Raw genomic sequence first — 23,444 nt, forward strand, 5'->3', positions numbered from 1 at the left:
TGATGTGCCGGTGTCACGTAAGCGTTCACGTCAACCAACGCATTCTCCGCGACAGCGGTCGGTCAGTCCGGCTTATCGGTCGAGGGGTGTGCGTTCGTATGTCGACCGCCGGACAATGCCATCCATTGCGCCGGTCCTCTTCCGCGCTGCGCGTCTCCCTTCCCCTGATTTTCCCGATTCGATTTTCCTGACGACCTCCCGCGTCGCGGTCATTCGACTGCCGGCCTGCATCGCCATTGCTTTGTCGTGTGCGCCGGTCTTACGTGGAGTCTTCTCGCATGTCGTCTTCCGCTGCATCGCCCGCTCAAGCGGCTGCCGCAGCACCCGCCAACGCCACCGCGTTGCTGGTGCGCTTTTCTCTCAATGTGTTTCTCGCCTGCCTGACCATCGGCATGTCGCTCTCGGTCGTGCCGCTGTTCGTGCACGACACGCTCGGGTATCACAACATCGTCGTCGGCTTCGCCGTCGGCATTCAGTCGCTGGCCACAGTGCTCACCCGCAAGTTCGCCGGACGCACCGCCGATCAGCGCGGCGCCCGTGTCGCCTTGCAACGCGGCCTGCTGTTCGTCGTACTGTCGGGCATCGCGTTGCTCGCGACCAGCCTGCTCGTATTGCCCGCCGGGCCGCGCCTCGGCGTGCTCACGGTCGCGCGTTTGCTGCTGGGCGTCGGTGAAAGCCTCGTCATTACGGGCACGCTCACCTATGCCATCGGCAGTCTCGGTGCCCCGCAGTCGGGCCGCGTGATGTCGTGGACCGGTGCCGCCATCTTCGGGGCGCTCGCCGTCGGTGCGCCGGTCGGGCTCTCGCTCTACGGCAGCACGTCGCTCGTGGGCGTGGCCGTCGCCACCTGTCTGTTACCGTTCATCGGATGGTGTGTGATCGCGCGCATTCCCGCCGTCGCGCCCGCCCATCACGCAGGCGGCGCACTGCCGTACTCACAGGTGCTGCGCATCGTCTTTTTGCCGGGGCTCGCCCTTGCCATGCAGGGGGTCGGCTTCGCCGTGGTCGGCGCATTCGTCGTGTTGTTCTTCGACTCGGCGCGCTGGTCGGGTGCCGCGTTGGCGCTGTCGGCATTCGGGCTGGCGTTCGTGCTGATGCGCCTGATCGGCGGGCGCTGGCCCGAGCGATTCGGCAATCTGCGCGTCGCGCAGATTTCGATGATCGTGGAAGCGCTGGGTTTGCTGCTGGTGTGGCAAGCACCGGGCGCAGGCGTGGCACTCGTGGGTACGGCGCTCGCCGGTGCCGGTGCATCGCTGATCTTTCCGTCGCTCGGTATCGAAGTCGTTAAGCGCGCACCGGCAGCCAGCCGCGGCACCAGTCTGGGGACGTATGCCGCGTTTCAGGACATCGCCATTCTGCTGACCGGGCCGCTGGCCGGTGCCGTTGCCAATCCGTTCGGCTATCGCGCTGTGTTTCTTTGCGGTGCCGTCGCGGCCGTGCTCGGTGCGGTCGTGGTCGTTACATTGCGTGCACGTCGCCGCTGATCCAGCACCCGGCTGCGGCGTCGAGCGTATCGCGTAGCGTCACGGTGATGGCTGACGGATGCCCCATCGCCACGCCCTGACGCACCACGACGCCGCGCTCGCCCGGGCGCAGCCAACCAAAACGGCGTGCGCCGTAGAGCAGGGCGGCGGCCGCAATGCCGGTCGCCGCATCTTCCGGATATCCCGACGAACGCGGAAATTGACGGGCCTGCAAGATCGGCAGCGATTTGCCGTCGCCGACATCCTCGCGCGCACACGGGTACAAGCCCGTGGAGCCGATGGCGTCGCAGGTGGCTAGCATCGTTGCGAAGTCGGGTCGGAGCGCTTGCAGTTGCGCCACATTGCGCAACGGGACGAGGGTCTTCACGCGGCTGGTGGCGGCATTACAGATGCCCTCCAGCGCAATGTCGTCCGGCGAGATTCGCAACGCCGCGCAAATGGCGGCGATGGCGCTCGCGTCGATGATCGGTTCCGTGCGTCCCGCCGGTTGGCTGACTTCAATATGCTCGCCGTCGGCTGCCACTCGGCCTTCGACGATCCCGCTCAACGTTTCGATCCGCACAGGCTTGCCGTCCCAACGCCCCTCGCGTCGCAACACCCACAACGACCCCAGCGTCGCGTGCCCGCACATCTCCATCTCGTGATTTGGCACGAAGAACCGGAAACGCCAGTCGTTGCCGCTGTCTTCAGGGGCCATGACAAATGCGCTTTCGTGGCCGTAATGGGCCGCGACACGCCGCATGTCTTCGGCGCTCATCGCATCGGCATCGAGCACGATGGGGGCCGGGTTGCCGCCGTTGTCGGCCGCCGGAAAAACACTGACCAGCGAGACAGCGGCCGGTGCGGGAAGTGAAAACGGAAGTGGGCTGTGCAACGTCATAGGCGTGGGGAAATCGCAGGAATCAATCGTGAAAGATTACGCTTTGCGCGGGGTGTCCGTCAGCCTCTTCGAAAAGGTATTTTCGGACGCGCGCCGCATATTGCCGGTGTGTCAGTGCTGGTGTGGCCCGCACGGCAAGGCGATGCGCGAATGACATGGCGACGATTGATGCGCGATGTCAATTCGCGTGGAACGTCACATTGTTACGACAAGCGAAACCGCATGCACTTTCAGAAAATAACCATTGACTGAATCAGTGCTCGAAGTCGAGCGGCGTTTGTTGGTTTACAATCGCGCCGGCCTCCCGAAAACGAAAGGGGATGGCAGGGTGAGAACCGTGGCGCATCGGCCTATCCGGCTGGGGCGCAACGTCCGGAGACAAGGCTTCGGGCCCCGTGTGATGCATTCCCGTCACGCGAGAATCGTGCGGTCTGTGAGAGCAGTCGAGTAGGTAAGGCAGCGTGATCGGTGCGAGTGGTCCGTAGGCAGTGTTGCAGTGGCAGTTCTGGCTGCGAGGGCAGCCAAAAGATCGAAGTGGAGACCATGAGTACTATCGCTAGCGGTACCAATACCGGCGCACGCACGCGCGAAATCGAGGCGCAAGCCTACGCGAAAGCCACCTGGCGTTTGTTGCCGTTCCTGTTCCTGTGTTACGTCGCGGCCTACCTTGACCGCGTGAACGTCGGCTTCGCCAAGCTGCAAATGCTGAACGATCTTCAGTTCAGCGAGACGGTGTACGGTCTGGGGGCCGGCATCTTCTTCATCGGTTACTTCTTCTTTGAAGTGCCGAGCAACATCATCATGCACAAGGTCGGCGCCCGTCGCTGGATCGCCCGCATCATGATCACGTGGGCCGTGCTCTCGGCCGCTACGCTGCTCGTCAAGACACCGACGCAGTTCTATCTGGTGCGCTTCTTCCTTGGTGTGGCAGAGGCCGGGTTCTTCCCGGGCATCGTGCTGTATCTCACGTACTGGTTCCCGGCACAACGCCGTGGGCGCATGAACGCGCTGTTCATGATCGGTATTCCTATCGCCGGCGTGTTTGGCGGCCCGCTGTCGGGCTGGATTCTCTCCGCATTCAATGGCGTGGGCGGCTGGGCCGCATGGCAATGGCTGTTCTTCATCGAAGCCATTCCGTCGGTGATCCTCGGCGTGGTCACGCTGATGTACCTGCCGAACGGCATCCGCTCGGCCTCGTGGCTGTCGGACGAAGAGAAGACGATTCTCGAGAACAACATCGCACAGGACGGCGCAGGCAAGGCACAACACTCGATCGCGTCGGTGTTCACCAACAGCCGCGTGTGGCTGATGGCACTGATCTACTTCTGCTGCATGATGGGCCTCTATGGCATCGGCTTCTATCTGCCGACGCTGATCAAGGCCAGCGGTGTGAAGAGCGCGCTCGACGTCGGTCTGTTGACCGCCATTCCCTACGCTTGCGCTGTCGTGAGCATGATCACCGTGGCCCGCAGCTCGGACCGCACGGGTGAGCGCCGCTGGCACTTTGCCGTGGTCTCGTTCGCCGGTGCCATCGGTCTGTATCTGAGCACGGTGTGGGGCAATAACGTGCCGCTGGCCATGGTCGCGCTGTCGATCGGCACGGCAGGCATGCTGGCCACGATGCCGGTGTTCTGGACGTACCCGAGCGCACTGCTCGTGGGCGGCTCGGCAGCCGCGGCCATCGGCATGATCAACTCGATCGGCAATCTGGCCGGCTTCGTGAGCCCGTTCATCATCGGCTGGCTCAAGGACGTGACGCAAAGCACCAACGCAGGCATGTACTGCGTGTCGGCGGCGCTCGCGCTCGGTGCCGTGCTGGCACTCACGCAGTCGAAGGCTCAGGTCAATCGCTGATGCGATTGATGTAATCGTCTCATGTCATCAGTCACCCGGTTTGCGCCGGGTGGCGAGACAAATAAAAAAGCCGGCAATTGGATTGCCGGCTTTTTTTTATTTGCTGCGTGCGACGCGTTGAAGATCGGTGGCAGCAGAGCGGCCCGCAAGGGCCACCCGTGCTGCAACGTCACACAAGCATCGCTTGGGGTACGACTTACGCCTTCGCGACGCTTTCCAGCGCGGCGTTGAACGTCTTGCTCGGGCGCATGACCAGATCGAGCTTCGCGAAGTCCGGCTTGTAGTAGCCGCCGATGTCGGTCGGCTTGCCTTGTACGTCGGCGAGTTCGCCAACGATGGTCTTCTCGTTCTCGGTCAGTTGCTTGGCCAGCGATGCGAATTGCTTGGGCAGCTCGGCGTCGTCCTTCTGCGCGGCCAGTTCTTGTGCCCAGTACATCGACAGATAGAACTGGCTGCCGCGGTTGTCCAGCTCGCCGGTCTTCGGCGACGGACCCTTGTTGTTGTCGAGCAGCTTGCCCGTGGCAGCGTCGAGCGTCTTGGCGAGAATCTTGGCGCGTTGGTTACCCGTCTTGATGCCCAGGTCTTCCAGCGACACGGCCAGTGCGAGGAATTCGCCGAGCGAGTCCCAACGCAGATGGTTTTCTTCCACCAGTTGCTTGACGTGCTTCGGTGCCGAACCGCCTGCACCCGTTTCGTACATGCCGCCACCGGCCATCAGCGGCACGATCGACAGCATCTTGGCGCTGGTGCCCAGTTCCATGATCGGGAACAGGTCGGTCAGGTAGTCGCGCAGAATGTTGCCGGTAACCGAGATGGTGTCCAGACCGCGAATCACGCGCTCGAGGGTGTAACGCATGGCGCGCACTTGCGACATGATCTGGATATCGAGACCGTTGGTGTCGTAATCCTTCAGGTACGTTTCGACCTTCTTGATCAGTTCGGCTTCGTGCGGACGGTACGGGTCGAGCCAGAACACAGCCGGCATGCCCGAGTTGCGCACGCGGTTCACGGCGAGCTTCACCCAGTCGCGGATCGGTGCGTCCTTGACCTGGCACATACGCCAGATGTCCCCGGCTTCCACGTTTTGCGACAGCAGGACTTCGCCGGTCGCGATGTCGACAATGTTCGCCACGCCGTCTTCGGCGATCTCGAACGTCTTGTCGTGCGAGCCGTACTCTTCCGCCTTCTGCGCCATCAGGCCCACGTTCGGCACCGTACCCATCGTGGTCGGGTCGAAGTTGCCGTTGGTTTTGCAGAAGTTGATGATTTCCTGATAGATGCGCGCGAACGTGCTTTCCGGAATCACGGCCTTGGTGTCCTTCGGACGGCCATCGGCACCCCACATCTTGCCGCCGATGCGGATCATGGCCGGCATCGAGGCGTCGACGATCACGTCGTTCGGGGCGTGCAGATTCGAGATGCCCTTGGCCGAATCGACCATCGCGAGTTCCGGACGGTGCTCATGGCACGCGTGCAGATCGCGGATGACTTCTTCGCGCTGCGTGCTCGGCAGCGTTTCGAGCTTTTCGTACAGATTGACCAGGCCGTTGTTGACGTTCACGCCCAGTTGGTCGAACAGCTTGCCGTGCTTCTCGAAGGCGTCCTTGTAGAAGATCTTCACGGCGTGGCCGAACACGATCGGGTGCGAGACCTTCATCATGGTGGCTTTCACGTGCAGCGAGAACATGACACCGGTCTCGCGCGCATCTTCCATCTGTGCTTCGTAGAACTCGCACAGGGCCTTCTTGCTCATGAACATGCTGTCGATGATTTCGCCGTCGAGCAGCGAGACCTTCGGCTTGAGCACGATCGTCTTGCCGCTCGTCGTGACGAGTTCCATCTTGACGTCACGTGCGCGATCGATCGTCATCGACTTTTCGCCGTGATAGAAGTCGCCATGCGTCATGTGCGCGACGTGGGTACGCGAAGCCATGCTCCACTTGCCCATGCTGTGCGGGTGCTTCTTGGCGTAGTTCTTAACGGCGAGCGGGGCGCGGCGATCCGAGTTGCCTTCACGCAGGACCGGGTTCACGGCCGAGCCGAGGCACTTCGAATAGCGCTTTTGAATGGCCTTTTCTTCGTCGGTCTTCGGATCTTCCGGGAAGTCGGGGATCTTGTAACCCTTCGATTGCAATTCCTTGATCGCGCTCTGGAGCTGGAACACCGATGCGCTGATGTTCGGCAGCTTGATGATGTTCGTGTCCGGGTCTTGCGTCAGACGGCCCAGTTCGGCCAGATTGTCCGGCACGCGCTGTTCTTCCGTCAGGAATTCGGGGAACTCACCGAGGATACGGCCCGAGACCGAAATGTCGCTCGTCTCGACCGCCACGCCGGCCGGCGCAGCAAACGTACGAATGATCGGGAGGAAGGAGCTCGTGGCCAGAAGCGGCGCTTCGTCGGTCAGGGTGTAGATGATGCTGGGTTGCTGCTTACTCATCGCGAAGTCTCGAATCCAAGAATCAGGAAAAGGTGGGGGAACGCCGCCGACTGGAAACAGCCCGGTAGCCATGTGCGAATTTCCCTGATTGTGACACGGGTCGGGGGCAAAACTGAAATGCCTTTTCGTAATGTGAAGGCTTAGGTCTTATATAAGACTCGCCCTATAGGCCCCGTCGGACGGTTCAAACGCCCGCAGCATGCGGCACTCGGCCCTTGCGGTGGTGGCAAGGCGGCCGTGTCGAGGCACAAGCCAACGCTTGCCGACGCACGCGCAGCGAAAAATACGAACGGATCATCGCGAAAAAGGCAATGAAAACGACGCCGTTGCGGATGAGGCGATCAACTTCGGGACTGCTGGGAATTAAATTGCGCGGGGAGGGAGTTGCGCAAGAATCAGTATTTCGGAGGTGGGCTTTTCCGTCTCGGGGACTGACTCACCGCTGAGTCGGAAAAGCCTGAAATACTGGTGGGTGGTACAGGGATTGAACCTGTGACCCCTGCCGTGTGAAGGCAGTGCTCTACCGCTGAGCTAACCACCCAAATCATTAACTAAATCAATGACTTAGTGTTGATTGCTGAAGCTTTCGTTTCGCAATCAGGAGCAGAACTTTAACTGTTTTCGTAGAAGTCTGCAACCTTTCTTTTAATCTTATTTTGCTGCCGTCGTGATGATATCTCTCGATCACTTCACGTCGTTTCTTGCGATGACTCGCAAGCAGCAAAGAAAGCGATTATAGGGACGTTTTTTGCGCTTGTGAAGGGGTTCCTGCGAAAATTTCGCAGAAATCGCCAACTCACGCTGCGGGTGCCGCTTCGCCTTCAGGCGGTGCCGGTTCCGTGCGCCACACGCAGGTGCCCTTGATGCCCTTGTCGATCTCGCTCAGCACGCCGTCGTGCATCGTCACTTCTTCCGCGGCGGCAAGAATGACCGGCAATTCGAACTGACGCAACGAGATCTTCTCGCGCTGATTGCCGTCCTCATCGTCGCCATCGCCCGCGTCGATCACGAGGCTCTTCTGACCCCGCGTCATCGCCAGATAGACGTCGGCCAGCAATTCCGCGTCGAGCAATGCGCCGTGCAGCGTACGGTGCGCGTTGTTCACGCCCAGACGTTCGCAAAGTGCATCGAGCGAGTTGCGCTTGCCGGGGAACATTTCGCGCGCACGCAGCAGCGTGTCGATCAGGCTCGCGCAGTTCTCCATAAACGGCGGCCAGCCCATGCGGCCGAATTCCATGTCGAGGAAGCCCAAATCGAAGGCCGCGTTGTGGATGATGATCTCGGCGCCACGGCAATACTCACGCAGCTCTTCGGCCACGTCGGCAAACTTCGGTTTGTCGGAGAGAAATTCGGTGGTCAGGCCGTGCACTGCCAATGCGCCCGGATCGCTGTCGCGCTCGGGGTTGATATAGAAGTGCAGGTTGTTGCCGGTCAGGCGGCGATTGACCAGTTCCACGCAACCGATTTCCAGCAGGCGGTCACCCGTCCTGGGGTTCAGGCCAGTGGTTTCGGTATCGAGAATCAGTTGTCGCATGGTGTTCGGTGTCTTTCAGAATTGGCTTGCAGGCATCGGGCTAAATCGAGATGCGGGCGCAGGCGGCTATGCCCGGCGCAGACTCTCGACGCCGCGATTGGCGAGTTGGTCAGCGGCTTCGTTGCCTTCGTGACCGGCGTGGCCCTTCACCCAGCGCCACTCGATGTCGTGCTTTTGCGAGACGGCATCGAGTTCTTGCCAAAGGTCGGCGTTCTTCACGGGTTCCTTGGCGGCCGTTTTCCAACCGCGCGCCTTCCAGCCGTGAATCCACTCGCTGATGCCTTTCTGCACGTATTGCGAATCGGTGTGAAGCACCACCTGGCAGGGCTTGTTCAGCGCCTCGAGCGCGCGGATCACCGCGAGCAATTCCATGCGGTTGTTGGTCGTGTTGGCTTCGCCGCCGAACAGTTCCTTGCGGTGCTTGCCTGCGACGAGCAGGGCGCCCCAGCCGCCGGGGCCGGGATTGCCTTTACAGGCACCGTCGGTATAGATATCAACTTGCGGCAAGGTTATCTCTCAAACAATCAATCAGGCAGGTCGGCCATTTCCGCGATCTTGCGATGCGTCGTGTTGGGCGTGGCCACCGGCGCCGCAGCCGGCTGGAGGCCGAGTATACGCTTGCGCACTTTGCCGACCAAGCGCATGCCGCGCACGCGCTTGACCGCACGCACCGCATAAAGCGCACCAAAAATCGGCCACCACCGGTCGCCGGCCGGTTCCATGAAGTCGAACCGTTGCAGCCAGTGTTCGCCCCGCAGCGGCGGGCGGTAGCACCCGAACCGGCCACGGTCGATATCGAACGAGAGCAGCTTGAGCCAGTCCTTGAGCCGCGTGAACGCGATCAGGTCGGCCCCCGGCGGCAGGAACGGTGCGCCAGCCAGCTTGCCGAGTTCTTCACGGGCGCCCCACAGACTCAGATTGTTGAAGCCGGTGATGATCACCTGCCCCTCGGGGACCAGAATGCGCTCGACTTCGCGAAGAATGTCGTGCGGGTTTTCTGCAAATTCGAGTACGTGCGGCAACACGACGAGATCGGTGCTGGCCGTGGCGATAGGTAATTCGTCGAAGCGGCTAACGAGGATGTCGCGCGTGACCATCTCGGGCGATGCCGTGTCGCATGACAGGTTGCCGGTGGTATCACTGGCGGCCTTGGTCATCAGGGGAGGGGCTTCCGCGCCGCGCGGCGCGGTGAGGACGAGACCCCGGTAAGGCATGCGGTTCTCGCGCAGCGTATCGAGCTCGGGGCGGCCAAGTTGCAGCGCATGATAGCCGAACAGATCCCCGACCCATTGGTCGAAGAGGGCCTGTTCCCATGCAAGCGCGTAGCGGCCTGGCGGTGAGACGAGCCAAACGGGCCAGTCTATAATCGGACGTTCTGACATGGTGGCGAGTATATATGGATGCGCACGCAGATGCGGTGACCGGGCAGTCGACCGGTACACTGACCGTCTTTCCCGTCCCTGCGTTCCAGGACAATTATCTCTGGGTCATCGATAACGGCAAAGATGCCGTGGTCGTGGACCCGGGCGACGCCGCGCCGGTGCTCGCCTATCTCGATGCGCGCCATCTGACGCTGCGCGCCATTCTCATCACGCACAAACATGCCGACCACATCGGTGGCGTCGACGCGTTGCTTGCACGCTTCAATGTGCCGGTGCACGGTCCGGCGCACGAGCCGATCGCCTGTGTCGATCATCCGCACGAAGGCGGTGAGACGTTTACGATCGAATCGCCGGCCATGACGCTGAATGTCGTCGATGTCCCCGGTCATACGCTGGGCCACATCGCTTACTTCCTCGGCGAAGGGGCGGCAGGTGCACCCCGGCTGTTCTGCGGCGACACGCTGTTCTCGTGCGGTTGCGGCCGACTCTTCGAAGGCACGCCAGCGCAGATGCTGACGTCGCTCGACAAGCTCTCGGCGTTGCCGCCGACCTCGCTCGTGCATTGCGCGCATGAATATACGCTATCGAATATTCGCTTCGCGCTGGCGGTCGATCCCGACAATCAGGCGCTGGTGAACTGGCACGACAAGGCGACAGCGCTGCGTGCCGCAGGTCAGCCCACGCTGCCCACGACGCTCGCCCAAGAGCGCGCCACCAACCCGTTCCTGCGCAGCGATGCCCCGGCGGTGGTGGCGTCTGCCGAAGGTCATGCCGGGCGCCCATCGCTCTCGCGTGAAGCGGTCTTCGCGACCGTGCGCGGCTGGAAAGATACCTTCCGTTAAGCGGGCTCACTAGTCGCGAGAACGTCAGGCTGTCAACAGCCTGACGTGCCATAACCTCTGTCCCAATCCGAGCGTTGACACCTGCACGGGTGCCTGCTCCGCCTTGCCGTATCGCCCCGGATGTGATGTTTCGGTGTCATATCGATGGCATCGTATATGGGCAAAATGCGCGAAGTACGTGTGGCGAAGCGTTGACAATTCAGGCCTTCGATCTAAGGAATAACCCTGATTTTTCGGGCGTTTTGGGCGAATATTTGCAAAAAATTTAGGCATAAAGGTTGACGCATCCGAAGGGTTTCCTTAACATCCTTGCCAATTTCATGAAGATGTCACCCTATTCGAGCCCGATCAATGCGACTTATCGTTAGCTTGCTTCTGACGCTGCTTCTGGCGGCTTGTGCCAGTACAGCGCCACCTACAGGTGCATCGAATTCCACGCCCGAAGCGCAGAGCAAGTCGCCGCTCGCATCGAATGCCAAGGGAAAGCAACGCGTGTCGAGCGATCAGACGATCGACCTTGATACCGACTCGATCAATGATCTGGCCTACGGCAGCGACGATGCCGACCTCTGGGCCCGCATCCGCCATGGCTTCTCCATTCCCGATCTCGACACCGATCTCGCGCAGGACCGCACGCAGTGGTACGCGCAGCGCCCCGAGTACGTGGAGCGCATGATCCAGCGTTCGAACAAGTATCTGTTCCATATCGTTGAAGAGCTTGAGCGCCGTCATATGCCGACGGAACTCGCGCTGCTGCCGTTCGTGGAAAGCGCCTACAACCCGCAAGCGCTGTCGACGGCCAAGGCCGCCGGCATGTGGCAGTTCATCCCGAGCACCGGCAAGACGTACAACCTGAAGCAGAACATGTTCCAGGACGAGCGCCGCGACGTGCTCGCCTCGACCACCGCCGCACTGGACTACCTGTCGAAGCTGTATGCGATGTTCGGCGACTGGCATCTGGCACTGGCCGCGTACAACTGGGGCGAAGGCAATGTGCAACGCGCCATCGACCGCAATCAGGCGCAAGGGCTGCCGACCGATTATCTGAGCCTGCGCATGCCGACCGAGACGCGTTACTACGTGCCGAAGTTGCAAGCGATCAAGAACATCATTGCGCACCCGGAGCTCTACAGCGTGAAGCTGCCGGAGATTCCGAATCACCCGTATTTCGTGAGCGTGACCACCAAGCGTGACATCGACGTGGCGCTGGCCGCCAAGCTGGCCGATCTGCCGCTCGATGAATTCCGCGCACTCAACCCGTCGTTCCGCAAGCCGGTGATTCTTGGTGCTGCCCAGCCGCAGATTCTGCTGCCGTTCGATAGCGCCGAAGTTTTCCAAAAGCGCCTGAAGGGCTACGACAAACCGCTGTCGAGCTGGACGACGTACACGTCGGCATCGCGCGAGCGCCCGGAAGACGTGGCTCGCAAGCTCGGCGTCGACGCCGCCGTGATTCGCTCGGTGAACAACATTGCGCCGCGCATGCGTCTGAAAGCGGGCTCCACGCTGCTGGTGCCGCGCTCGGATGACATCGACGAAGACATCAGCGCATCGGTGGCGACCAACGCCGTGCTGGCGCTGGAGCCGGATCTGCCCGACACCCGCAAGGTGATGGTGCGTGCCCGCAAGCACGACACGCTCGCCGCCGTCGCATCGCGCAGCGGTGTCTCCGTGGCCCAGATCAAGGGCTGGAACCATCTGCGCCGCGACGCGCTGACCGGCGGGCAACTGCTGGTGCTGCATGTGCCGGTGAAGGATGCGTCGCGTGTGATGGCGGCGTCGGCAGCGCCTGCTGCCCCTGTCGCCGCGTCAGCCAGCAAGGATGATGACGACGCGCCGCGCACGCGTCTGGTCAAGGGCAAGAACGGCAAGATGATTCGTGTGGTCGACCACCGTCCGGCCGCCAAGACGACCAAGACCGTGGCATCGACCGCGAAGGCTGCACCGGCCAAGTCGGCTGGCAAGGCACCGGCAAAGGCGGCGACCAAGACGGTTGCCAAGACGGCAGCTAAGCCGGTCGCCAAGGCCCCTGCCAAGGTCACGAAGACCGCACAGCGCTAAGACGCTTCAGACGCAGCACAAGTTTGTACCCGACGCCCGTGAGATCACTCTCACGGGCGTTTTGTTTTTCCCCTCGGTAAGCGGTTACCGATTCCGGGCACCTGCCTTCGGAAAATTCCCATAAATGCACTGGCTCTCGTTTCCTATGATGGAGACGCGGACGATTCCGTTCGTGCCCATGACATAAGGAGTGCTAAATGAATAAGGCAATGGCAACTGCGAAAGAAGTGTCCGAACTCGAAGCGCTGGCCGCCGTGGACGCCACGCATGCCACGCGTGGCGTGCTCGGCAACGACGCGGAAGGCATCACGCTCCTGCCGCTGTGCTTCAAGCCGATCTGCATTCCCACGTTGCCGCCGCTGACCGGGGGCCATGCCTGAGGTGTCCGACCCGACACACATCGGAACCGGCGCGTGTGCGGACGCGCCGGTTTTCCGTCATCTGGCACCCGATGTTCACATCGCGGGTATCGACGGTCACGTCGTGGTGCTCAAGCTCTCGGATGACCGCTACTTCAATCTCTCCTACAAGCACTCGCAGGGGTTGCGCCGATTGATCGGCTGGCGCGTTGACGGCGATATTCCCGGTGATGTTCTGCTCGCCACGCAGGCGATGTTCGACGCACAAGGCATTCTCGCGCCCGGTGCGCACGCCACGCCCGATCCCCGTATTGCGAAACGCGATATGTCGCCGCGACTCGGCTTCGACGCATGGCTCGCCATGCCCGCCGACGTGACGCGCGAGTCGCGGGTGCGTGACGTGATGCGCGCGGGGTACTGGCTCTGGCAGGCCCAGCGCGTGACGCGGCGCGCGCGCATGCGCGGTGTGGTCGACATGGTGGCGCGCTCGCAGTCCGGCGTTAGAACGCAGTACGGCGCGCCTCAGGACTATCTGCCTTACGTGGCCGCGATGCACAGCGCCGCGCTGGTATATCCGCAATGCTCGCCATGTTTGCCGTGGTATGCCGCGCTCACCGCTTGGTGCGCACGCGACGGCTTGCGCCTGCGGCTGGTGATCGGCGTACAGCGTCAGCCCTTCTATGCGCACGCGTGGACGGAGACCGACGCGCGGGTGATTGGCGACGACTTACGCCGACGCGAGCAACTCGCCGTGATCTACGAGACACCGGTCTGATTTGCGACCGAGTTGGCGTCGCACCGATTGTTGAATCCCTCAAACATTCAAGCATCCCAGCACGGAGCCATTGATGAAACTTGCCCGCCTGAGACCGGGACCTGCCGAGCGGCACGAACCCTTTCCCGACGCCGTGGTGATGCGCGGTCTGGACGGCGTGCCGGTGGCGCGCATTCGTCCCGATGCCGACAGTACGCGGCTGCATTCGAGCGGACAGAGCGAACTGCTGGCCTGGTACATCAGCGGCACGTTGTTTCTCAAGGAGGATGGCCGGGAGGTCGCCCCGGGCATGGATGTAGCGCGGTTGGCGCTGGAGTCGCCCGAGCGCTTTGTGGAGCGTTACTGGGGGCACTATCGCGTCATCGTGCATGACCGCTGGCGTGGCACGACGCTGGTGCTCTGCGACCCCTGCGGGCAGTGTCCGACGTACTACCGCTTTTGCCGCGATGGCGCCGTGCATGTGGGGGCTGACCCGGCAGCACTGGTCGACGATCATCCCAGCTTCGATAGCCTCGCGCTGAAGTCGTTTCTCGTGCATGGCGATCTGGGAGGCGTGCAGTGTGCGCTTTACGATGTCGAGCGGCTGCCGCTGGGCCACGCGCTGTGGATCCCGGAGCGCGGTGCGCCACAAACGCGTGTCGTGTGGTGGCCTGACTGGCGGATGGCCGATCACGATGCGCAGAACGTGGCCTCGGGCGAGGGCCTGTTGCGGCTACTGCGACGTTCGGTGGAACGTAGTGTCGGCGACCGGCCTGCGGTGCTTGAACTGTCGGGCGGCGTAGAGTCGACCTCGCTCGCGCTGGCACTCGCCGAGTCGGGACGGGCGGACACCTGTACGGCGATCAATCATCGCGATCCGTCGTCGCCGTCGAGCGACGAGTCGCATCATGCCGGCAGCGTCGCGCGCCATGTGCGCATGGCCTTCGAGCGGCTGGATATCGACTGCGCAGCGTTCTCGCCATCGCCGTCGTCGGCAATCCCGCGTCTCGCCCGCCCGGCACTGCATCTGTGCATGCTGGCGCAGCTCGATGCCGTGCGTGAGCGGCTGAGTACCTACAGTGGCCATCGGCTGGTGAACGGCCACGGTGGTGATGCCATTTTTCTTGCACCGCCGCCCAATGGGGCATTTCTCGATGCTTTTGCGGACGGTCAATGGCGCCGTGCATTCAGCGCATGGCGCGATCTGGCAGTGATGCAGCGCTTGCCACTGTGGTGGGTCGCGCAGGGCGCGTTCGCGCAACTCGGGCAGCGTCATGCGAACCCGGATGCCGCGCTCTCGACGGGGCTGCTCACGCCAGCGGCCCGCATTGCCGATACGCCGCGCACTGAACCGTTGGCGTCGGCGTGGCTGTCGCGCTGGGCGTTGCGCGTGCGTCCCGGCAAGCGGGCGCAGGTCCTCGGCATTCTCGGCAACCTGCGCGACGTGGAAGTGCAACCATCGCTCGCCCCGGCAGGTACGGTATTTCCGTTCCTCACACAGCCCATGGTCGAAGCGGGGTTGAAGATGCCGACCTACCGCCTGTTCAATGCGATGCATAACCGCCTGCCGCTGCGCCGCGCAGCGTATCTGGCGAGCGGGTTGCCGAATCTCTGGCGGCGTGACAAGGGCGTGTTGACGGGCATGGTGGGGGCCGGCGCTGCAGCGAATCTGGCCCATGTCGAAGAGGTCTGTCTCGACGGTTATTGCGCCGCATCGGGCTGGATTGACCGCGACGCTTGCCGCCGGGCGATCGGACGCGTGGCGCACCATCATCTCGAATCGATGACGACGATCCGCCGGCTGTACGCGATCGAAATGTTCGTACGCGGTTGGCGCGCGGGCGCGGTATGACGAGGCAAGCTGGCTGGCAGGCGCTATGTTTTGTGCTGCGAAGGCTCTGGGCGCGCGAGACGCAGACATCGCGTCATCGTGTTTGGGTGGTGATGGCGGCGCTGGCGGCGGCGTTCATGCTGGCGTTGCGGCTTGTGGCGCCGTGGGTGCTCGGGCTCGCGGTCGATGCACTGACGGGCGAGCGGGCAGTCGGTTATGCGTTGCCGTTGGCGACGGCCTACGTGGTGCTTTGGTCGGCAGCGGCGATTGGCGAGCGCGGCAAAGACTTGTTGATTCAGCGCGCGATGGAAGACCTGCGACGACGTACGGCACTGGGTTATCTGTCGCGGCTTGTCGGCCTGCCGGCGCATCGCGCACGCGAGGTGAATGCGGGACAGACGCTGGATTGCCTCTTCCGTGTGGAGGTGGCGTTGCCTGTCATCGTGACCGGTCTGGTGTTCGGGTTGCTGCCGCTGGCGGTGCAGGTGCTGGCGACGGGCATCATCCTGATGGTCAACTTCGGTGCGATGTACGGAGTGTTGCTGGGCGCTACGGTGGTGGCCTATGTGCTGACACTGCGTCCATCGCTTGCCCGTGTGACGCGCCGCGAAGCGCAGGCGAACGATATCTCTCGTGCCACGATGGGGGCGCTTGCTGACACGCTGACGCAACTCGAATGTGTGAAGACGTTTGCGCAAGAGCCCGCAGAGATCGGCCGACTGTCGCAACGCCTGCGCACGCGCTATGTAGCGGCGCTCGCGACGGCGACTACGGCGCAGGTCACGAGTGCGTGTCAGATGGCGATCATGGCGCTCGGGGTGTCGGCCATGACGCTGCTCGCTGTGCGTGACGTCATGCGCGGCGCGGAACCCGTCGGCACGCTGGTGCAGATCAACGCCTATCTGCTGCAATTCGCGCTACCGGCGGCGATGCTGGGCGCGCTGGTGTCGCAAGTGGCGAGAGCGCTGGTCAGTGTTGACGAGCATCTGCGCGATGCCACGAGTGGGCCGATGACGGACGACGTGGAAGGCGTGGAAGATGTGGACGCAGCGAAAGAGGCGAACGAGTCGGGACAAGGCGGCGCAACTGCGGCGGCAGGTGCTCTGGCCGTGCCGTCACCGCGCGCCCCGTGCATCGAACTTGATCAGGTCGGCGTGACGCTGGGTGACGGCACGCCGGTGGTTGCGCGTGTCAGCCTCAGAATTCGTGCCGGAGAATACGTGGCAATCGTCGGACCGTCGGGCGCTGGCAAATCCACGTTGTTGCGCCTGATGACAGGGCTCACGTTACCGACGCAGGGGCAGGTGCGCATCGATGGTCGTGCGCTCAATGGTGTCGCCGCGACGGCACTGCGTCGTGTGACCGGATTCGTCACACAAGACTGCCGGCTGTTCGACCGGTCCGTGTTTGAGAATGTCGCCTATCGAGCGGGCCTGCTCAATGCAGCGCTTCCCGACGATCCCGCGATTCGCGACGAATTCATGCGTGTGGCGACCCTTGCCGAAGTGCCGGACGTGATTTCGGTCATGGGACTGTCCGGCGGGGAGCGTCAACGGGTAAACATCGCCCGCGCTCTGTGGGGGCGCCCCCGATGGCTGCTGTTCGACGAACCCACCGCTGCGCTCGACGCCCTCACCGAAGCCCGCATCCTCAACCGTCTGGCTCACGAACGTGCAGGCGCGACATGCGTGGTCGTGGCCCATCGGCTGGCGGCCATTTGTCGCGCCGACCGGATTGTCGTGATGGATCAAGGGCATATCGTCGACGTCGGCACCCACTCGGCGCTGCTCGCCCGAGGTGGCCTGTACGCCCGTATGTGGCAGGCGCAGCAGGCCGATCTCGGGGCCGAAGCCGTGCTTGGCTAACGCGCTTGGTTCGGCTCGCTGGTTGCCCGCGCCCCGAGCGGCTAACCCATCCCCCCGCGTTCTCCTCGTCAGACTTGGCAATATTCTCCGCGTAATCCCTAGGTTCTACAGCGCCCTGAGCCGCCCCCGGGGTAAGCCTTCCGTAAGCGTCAACGCGCACACTGAACGTGAGGCATCCTAGGGTGTCCGACGAATTCCATGCCATACCCGCTTTGCTGTCGATACCCGCTCGGTGTATCGACATTGCCGGCTTGATCCGGCGCCGCGCGTAGTCCAGTCCTGTGCTGCATTCAGCGAGGGTGCGACGCGCGCGAGCCCACCAAAACATGCAAGGAGACATCATGACTTCGTATGCGTCGTTTCACGCCCGCTCGGTGACGCCCGAATCGCGCGAGGCGTTCTGGGAGGAACAAGCGCGTCTGATCGACTGGGAGACGCCATTCACCAAAGTGCTCGATTACGACAAGCCGCCGTTTGCCCGTTGGTTTGTCGGTGGCCGCACCAACCTTTGCCACAACGCGGTCGATCGCCATCTGCCGTCGCGTGGCTCGCAAAACGCGCTGATCTGGGTGTCGACGGAAACCGAACAGGAGCGCGTGTACACCTACGACGCGCTGGCCGCCGAGGTCAATCGCATGGCCGCGTCGTTGCAATCGTTGGGCGTGACGCGCGGCGAGCGCGTACTGATCTACATGCCGATGGTGCCCGAGGCGCTCTTCGCGATGCTGGCCTGCACCCGCCTCGGCGCAATTCACTCGGTGGTGTTCGGCGGGTTTGCGTCGGTGAATCTTGCCGCCCGCATTGACGATGCGCGCCCGAAAGTGATCGTGTCTGCGGATGCCGGCTCGCGCAACGGCAAGGTGGTGCCCTACAAACCGCTGCTGGACGAAGGGATTGCGCTGGCACAAAGCAAGCCGGGCAACGTGCTGCTCATCGACCGTGGCCTCGCGCCGATGGATCGGGTCGAAGGGCGCGACGTCGACTATGCGGCCCTGCGCGAGCAGCATCTCGATGCGTTGGTGCCGTGCGAGTGGCTCGAATCTAGCGAGCCGTCGTACGTGCTTTACACGTCGGGGACGACGGGCAAGCCGAAGGGCGTGCAGCGCGACACGGGGGGCTACGCGGTAGCGTTGGCTTCGTCGATGCAGCACATCTTCTGCGCGAAGCCGGGCGACACGATGTTCTGTGCGTCAGACATCGGGTGGGTGGTCGGGCATAGCTACATCGTGTATGCGCCGCTGCTCGCAGGCATTGCCACGGTGATGTACGAGGGCACGCCGATTCGTCCGGACGGTGGCATCTGGTGGCGCATTGTCGAGAAATATCGGGTGACGCAACTGTTCACGGCACCGACGGCAATTCGCGTGCTCAAGAAGCAGGACCCTGCGTATCTCACGCAATACGATTTGTCTTCGCTGCGGCTGATCTTCCTCGCGGGCGAGCCGCTGGACGAGCCCACGGCGCGATGGCTGACGGACGGTGTGGGAAAACCTGTGGTCGACAACTACTGGCAGACGGAAACGGGTTGGCCGATTCTTGGGATGGCGCGTGGTATTGAGGAACTGCCGAGCAAGCTGGGCTCGCCGGGCAAGGCCGTGTATGGCTATGACGTGAAGCTGGTTGACGAGGTCACCGGCGAAGATTGCGGGCCGAATCAGAAGGGCGTGCTGGCCATCGAAGGCCCGCTGCCGCCGGGGTGCATGAGCACGCTGTGGGGCGACGACGCGCGCTTCGTCAAGACGTACTGGGAGACGGTACCTGGGCGCCAGTTGTATTCGAGCTTCGACTGGGGCGTGCGCGACGACGATGGCTATTACTTCATCCTTGGGCGCACGGACGACGTGATCAATGTGGCGGGTCACCGGTTGGGGTCGCGCGAGATCGAGGAGAGTATTGCGAGCCATCCGGCGGTGGCGGAAGTGGCGGTGATCGGCGCGCAGGACGCCCTCAAGGGGCAGGTGGCCATCGCGTTCGCCGTGCTGCGTCAGCCGGCGTTGGCAGAGACGGTGGAGCAGCGGATGGCGCTGGAGGGCGATGTGATGAAGACAGTGGACAAGCAACTGGGCGCGGTGGCGCGTCCGGCGCGCGTGTACTTCGTGTCGATGCTGCCCAAGACACGTTCGGGCAAGCTGCTGCGCCGAGCGATTCAGGCGATCTGCGAGGGCCGCGAGACGGGCGATCTCATCACGTTGGAAGACCCGACGGCGCTGGAACAGGTGCGTGAGGCCGTGCGAGGGAAGTAACAGGCGGGTGGTTGTAGAGCGCTGCGGCACAGTTGATTTTTCGGACTGTGCCGCAGTGCTTTGGAAAAGCGATGATGGGATGATAGCTGCTGGCCCCTCGCTCTCCGGAAGTTCTCCATGCAGCTCACGTCGTCTGAACGATTTGACCAGTTCATCGGTACTCAACTGGCTGAGGCAGTCCTGCCTCGCACAACGCTCGACTTCGATGCCGAACTGGCGTTGTGGCATCGCAATCTCGATATTTTCTACAAGTTCGTTGAGTCGAGCCTCTCACCGTATGTGGAGGACGGGCGTGTGCTCGTGCGTTACGGCGAGGTACAGATCAGGGAGGCGTTGATCGGCGTCTATCGGGCGCGTTGCGCGCAGCTCCACATCGGCAGGGACGAGGTGACGTTGACCCCGGTCGGGACCCTCCTGCGGAGCTCGCGCGGGCAGATCAACATGAAAGGCCCGCACGGCAGCGCTCGCTTTGTCGTGGTCCCCCCGGAAGTCTCGCGTCGGTGGCGCCGTGCTGATAACCCCCTTTGGTATGGCGAGCCCGGAGACGAGAATTCGGCACCCGAAACTTGGATCTGGAAGCTTGCCATGCCCCAGCGAGATACCACTTTCATCCACGTTGATGCGGAATTTTTCCAGGAAGCCCTGATGGGTGTCACCGCGGGGATATGCCTTGACGATGATGATCGTTGAACCTGAGCAGCGCGGTGTGCCAACGTCAATGCCCTCTCCAGACGACACCACCCGATGTTGGCGGGATATCCGTCGAGCACTTGGCGCCTACTGCGAAACCTGTGTCTCGGGTCGCCATTCACGAGGTCGTCCCGCCGATGGTCAAGCGGATGAAGCCAACGACTCAAGTTGTGAGACGTTAGCGGTGGAACTCGATCATGCCGGATCGTTGATGCTCCTTGCTGCGGTGGAGGGCGCAGTCCGGATCGACTATCAACGACGTGTGCGCGGCTGCTCTCGAGATCGTCTCTCACGGGCCATGCGTTCCTTGCACAGGAAAAAGGGGCATCGCGCACGCTTTGAAAGCGATTTGCTTCGTCTTTGGGGTGAGGAGGCCTTGGTCCAACGAGAAACTATCCAGGACTTGATTTATGCCATGCGCTATCGACACTGGCTGGCGCACGGTCGATGTTGGTCCGAGGATCTGCATAGGGACTACGCATTCGATGACATTGACGAGATTGCCGTTGCATTCATGGAGGGTATGCGAACATACGCGGATCCGTGATTTCCGTCGATGACGTGGCGCTATGACCGAACCCACCCTCACTGCCTGGCGACAAAAGGCGATGCTTCTCGTCGTGTCCGTTGGCTTCTTCATGCAGACGCTGGACTCGACAATCGTCAACACGGCATTGCCTGCTATGGCACGCGATCTCGGTCAGTCGCCGCTGCACATGCAGGCAGTCGTCATTGCCTACGCACTGACAATGGCTGTGACGATTCCGCTCTCGGGGTGGTTGGCCGACCGGCTCGGCACACGCATCGTTTTCACGAGCGCACTGACGATCTTTTCCATCGGCTCGGCGATGTGCGCCTATTCGACCACGCTCGATGCGCTCGTCCTCTGGCGAGTGGTGCAGGGGTTTGGCGGCGCTATGTTGTTGCCCGTGGGGCGTTTGGCGGTGCTTCGCGCATTCCCGCGCGAGCAATACCTGCAAGCACTGGCGTTCGTCGCCGTGCCGGGCATGATCGGTCCGCTGATCGGCCCGACCCTTGGCGGCTGGCTGGTCAAGGTGGCCTCGTGGCATTGGGTCTTCCTCATCAATGTGCCGGTGGGCGTGCTCGGCTGCGTCGCGGCGCACTTCTTTCTGGTCAATGCGAGGGCACCACATCAGACCCGGTTCGACATCAAGGGTTACCTGCTCCTCTCCGTCGGGATGATTGCCACGTCGCTGGCGCTCGACCGTCACGCGGACATGGCCGGGGCGCATGCCCTCATGCTCGTGTTGCTGGTCGTCGGGTTTGCCGGTTTCGTCGCCTATGGGCTTTATGCCAATCGCACGCCGCAGCCGCTGTTCTCGCTGGCGATGTTCCGCGTGCATACGTTCAGCGTTGGCCTGCTGGGCAACCTGTTTGCGCGTATCGGCATTGCGGCGGTACCTTACCTCGTACCGCTATTGCTTCAGGTCAGTCTTGGCTATTCCGCATTCGAGGCGGGGTTGCTCATGTTGCCGATCACGATCACCGGCATCTTTGCCAAGAGCCTCGCGACGCACTTGGTGACGCGGTACGGTTACCGTTCGGTGCTGGTCTGGAACACGATCCTCGCGGGCGTGGTGATGGCGAGTTTCGCGCTGGTGACGCCGCATTACCCGGTGCCATTGCTCATCGTGCAGTTGGGGATTCTCGGCGGTGTGAATTCGATTCAGTTCACCGCGATGAATACGCTGACGCTCAAGGACTTGAATCCGGACGATGCCAGCGGCGGCAATAGCCTGTTCTCGCTGGTGCAGATGCTGGCGATGAGCTTCGGTCTGACGGTCGGCGGCGCGTTGCTCGTGACGTTCACCGGGGCGTTTGGCGAGAGCGCGGGCGTTGGTGCGTTGCCGGCGTTCCGCGCAACGTTTGCTTGCGTCGGGTTCATCACCTGCTGTTCGGCATGGATCTTCGCGCAATTGACCGATCGGGAACAACTCGCGAACGACGAACACGTGACGCCCGCACAGGCCGCTGCCGCAGCCACGACACCGCCGCCGCCCGCCAACTAGGCGACGTTGACTGTCACCAAGCGGTACGAAGGCTCCGGCGACACCGGCAGCGTGAAACGCGTCAGTCGCGTGCAGCGAGCGGCCGGTCAAGAATCTCAGGCGCACGGATTGCATCGATCAGCAGCCCGAGGAACGCTTCGACGGGCGCGGGCAGTGTGCGGCCAGCCATCGTCTGCACTTGCAGCGAGCGCTGATGTAACGCCGGGTTGCGGATCGGAATGGCGACCAGACCTTCCGGCGCGAGGCGGCTGCGTACGGTCAGCAGGCCGGTGAGGGTGACGGCGTTACCTGAGCGCACAAAGCTGTGCAGTGCCGCGTGGTAGTTGCTGACGAACACGGGCTCGAACAACAGCCCTTCGAGCGTGCAGCACAGATCGAACATCTGCCTGATGGTCACACCGGCATTCGACAGCGCGAGCGGGTAGGGCAGCAGGTCAGCCAGCGCCACATCGCGACGCTTCGCCAACGGATGCGCGCGTGCCATCAACGCGTAGATCGGTGCGGGCTGGGTGTGCACGACCTGCACGCCTTTTTCCGGCGCCACGCTGAAACAAACCGCAATGTCGGCCTCACCATCGCGCACCCGCTCGGTTGCCACGAACGGTGAGACGACATCGAGCAGGAAATGCGCGCCGGGGTAAGCCTCTCGGAAGCGCGCGAAAACCTGTGGCAGGAAATCTCGCGCTACACCCTCGGCGCTTGCCACGCGAATCGTGGCGCGTCCCACTTCAGTCAGCCCCCGAATTTCCGACGTCACCCGCTCGGCATCGAGCAAGACGCGCCGCGCGTGATCGGCCAGCATTTCTCCCGCCTCGCTAAGCACCATGCCCCGAGGACGTCGCTCGAACAGTGGCGTGCCCAGATCCTCTTCCAGCTTGGCGATCTGTCGGCTCAGTGCCGATACCGCGACGTGCAGGCGCTCCGACGCGCGGCTGAGCGACCCGGTTCGAGCCACTTCGAGAAAGTAACGCAAGGCGTGAGTTTGCATGGGCGAGATGGGGCCATGGACAAGGGCGGAAACAACGATAGGCAAAGGCGCTGACACGCGCGGAATGCTCGCTTTCTGCTTTGCCGAAACGGCAAAGAAACGTTCGAAATATTATCATTGTTGTCAAAAAAACCGACTTCTAGAATGGCCTGAACGGTTGTGCCAGAGCGTGCTACCGACACGCGTCGCAGCGCTTGTGCGAGCCCCGGCCGC

The 23,444-nt window shown here is 62.6% G+C and carries 17 protein-coding genes and 1 tRNA gene; 11 read left to right on the forward strand and 7 right to left on the reverse strand.

From position 1 onward, the window contains the following. Window positions 1–278: 278 nt before the first annotated feature. Complete coding sequence (locus AT302_RS07375; protein ID WP_058377868.1) at window positions 279–1,484, forward strand: arabinose transporter; 1,206 nt, start codon at window positions 279–281, stop codon at window positions 1,482–1,484. Here AT302_RS07375 and AT302_RS07380 read toward each other — a convergent pair. Beyond that, window positions 1,459–2,364: a PhzF family phenazine biosynthesis protein gene (locus tag AT302_RS07380; protein WP_058377869.1), complete on the reverse strand. Its 906-nt coding sequence runs from the start codon at window positions 2,362–2,364 to the stop codon at window positions 1,459–1,461. The genes AT302_RS07375 and AT302_RS07380 overlap by 26 nt on opposite strands. Window positions 2,365–2,907: 543 nt before the next feature. Between AT302_RS07380 and AT302_RS07385 the strand changes: the two genes are divergently transcribed. Then, window positions 2,908–4,218 carry an MFS transporter gene (locus AT302_RS07385; protein ID WP_058377870.1) on the forward strand — a complete coding sequence of 437 codons (1,311 nt, stop codon included), beginning with the start codon at window positions 2,908–2,910 and terminating at the stop codon, window positions 4,216–4,218. Window positions 4,219–4,414: 196 nt separating this feature from the next. Here AT302_RS07385 and AT302_RS07390 read toward each other — a convergent pair whose 3' ends face one another. The 5 genes from AT302_RS07390 to AT302_RS07410 all read right to left on the reverse strand — a co-directional run bounded on the left by AT302_RS07390 (window position 4,415) and on the right by AT302_RS07410 (window position 9,571). Then, window positions 4,415–6,655, reverse strand: a complete 2,241-nt coding sequence (locus AT302_RS07390) for an NADP-dependent isocitrate dehydrogenase (protein ID WP_058377871.1) — start codon at window positions 6,653–6,655, stop codon at window positions 4,415–4,417. A gap of 466 nt (window positions 6,656–7,121) precedes the next feature. Beyond that, window positions 7,122–7,196, reverse strand: a tRNA-Val gene (locus AT302_RS07395). Between the two features lie 255 nt (window positions 7,197–7,451). Continuing rightward, window positions 7,452–8,189 (reverse strand): DNA polymerase III subunit epsilon, encoded by a 738-nt coding sequence (dnaQ, locus tag AT302_RS07400; protein WP_058377872.1) that lies wholly within the window; start codon window positions 8,187–8,189, stop codon window positions 7,452–7,454. Between the two features lie 66 nt (window positions 8,190–8,255). Continuing rightward, window positions 8,256–8,702, reverse strand: coding sequence for a ribonuclease HI (rnhA, locus tag AT302_RS07405; RefSeq protein WP_058377873.1), 447 nt, complete (start codon window positions 8,700–8,702; stop codon window positions 8,256–8,258). An 11-nt stretch (window positions 8,703–8,713) separates the two neighbouring features. Further along, window positions 8,714–9,571: a methyltransferase domain-containing protein gene (locus tag AT302_RS07410; RefSeq protein WP_058377874.1), complete on the reverse strand. Its 858-nt coding sequence runs from the start codon at window positions 9,569–9,571 to the stop codon at window positions 8,714–8,716. A 14-nt stretch (window positions 9,572–9,585) separates the two neighbouring features. On the opposite strand from AT302_RS07410, the gene gloB reads away from it, so the two are divergent. From gloB to mdtD, 9 genes are all read left to right on the forward strand, one after another. Further along, a complete protein-coding gene (gene gloB / locus AT302_RS07415) occupies window positions 9,586–10,413 on the forward strand; it encodes a hydroxyacylglutathione hydrolase (protein ID WP_058377875.1) in 828 nt (275 codons plus the stop codon). Window positions 10,414–10,764: 351 nt separating this feature from the next. After that, on the forward strand, window positions 10,765–12,471 hold the full coding sequence (locus AT302_RS07420; protein WP_058377876.1) for a transglycosylase SLT domain-containing protein: 1,707 nt from the start codon (window positions 10,765–10,767) through the stop codon (window positions 12,469–12,471). Between the two features lie 197 nt (window positions 12,472–12,668). Further along, complete coding sequence (locus AT302_RS07425) at window positions 12,669–12,851, forward strand: hypothetical protein (protein ID WP_058377877.1); 183 nt, start codon at window positions 12,669–12,671, stop codon at window positions 12,849–12,851. Then, window positions 12,844–13,605 carry a lasso peptide biosynthesis B2 protein gene (locus tag AT302_RS07430; protein ID WP_058377878.1) on the forward strand — a complete coding sequence of 254 codons (762 nt, stop codon included), beginning with the start codon at window positions 12,844–12,846 and terminating at the stop codon, window positions 13,603–13,605. The genes AT302_RS07425 and AT302_RS07430 overlap by 8 nt, the downstream gene beginning before the upstream one ends. Before the next feature lie 73 nt (window positions 13,606–13,678). Beyond that, on the forward strand, window positions 13,679–15,436 hold the full coding sequence (locus tag AT302_RS07435; protein WP_058377879.1) for an asparagine synthase-related protein: 1,758 nt from the start codon (window positions 13,679–13,681) through the stop codon (window positions 15,434–15,436). Next, window positions 15,433–17,280, forward strand: coding sequence for an ABC transporter ATP-binding protein (locus AT302_RS07440; RefSeq protein WP_084656080.1), 1,848 nt, complete (start codon window positions 15,433–15,435; stop codon window positions 17,278–17,280). Before AT302_RS07435 ends, AT302_RS07440 begins: the two co-directional genes overlap by 4 nt. A gap of 341 nt (window positions 17,281–17,621) precedes the next feature. Then, window positions 17,622–19,523: a propionate--CoA ligase gene (locus tag AT302_RS07445; protein WP_058377881.1), complete on the forward strand. Its 1,902-nt coding sequence runs from the start codon at window positions 17,622–17,624 to the stop codon at window positions 19,521–19,523. Window positions 19,524–19,640: 117 nt separating this feature from the next. After that, window positions 19,641–20,213, forward strand: a complete 573-nt coding sequence (locus tag AT302_RS07450; RefSeq protein WP_058377882.1) for a hypothetical protein — start codon at window positions 19,641–19,643, stop codon at window positions 20,211–20,213. Between the two features lie 569 nt (window positions 20,214–20,782). Further along, window positions 20,783–22,243, forward strand: coding sequence for a multidrug transporter subunit MdtD (gene mdtD / locus AT302_RS07460; protein ID WP_058377884.1), 1,461 nt, complete (start codon window positions 20,783–20,785; stop codon window positions 22,241–22,243). A 61-nt stretch (window positions 22,244–22,304) separates the two neighbouring features. On the opposite strand, the gene AT302_RS07465 is transcribed toward mdtD, so the two are convergent. Then, window positions 22,305–23,231 carry a LysR family transcriptional regulator gene (locus AT302_RS07465; RefSeq protein WP_058377885.1) on the reverse strand — a complete coding sequence of 309 codons (927 nt, stop codon included), beginning with the start codon at window positions 23,229–23,231 and terminating at the stop codon, window positions 22,305–22,307. Window positions 23,232–23,444 lie beyond the last annotated feature (213 nt).

Source organism: Pandoraea norimbergensis, from assembly GCF_001465545.3.
Classification (GTDB): domain Bacteria; phylum Pseudomonadota; class Gammaproteobacteria; order Burkholderiales; family Burkholderiaceae; genus Pandoraea; species Pandoraea norimbergensis.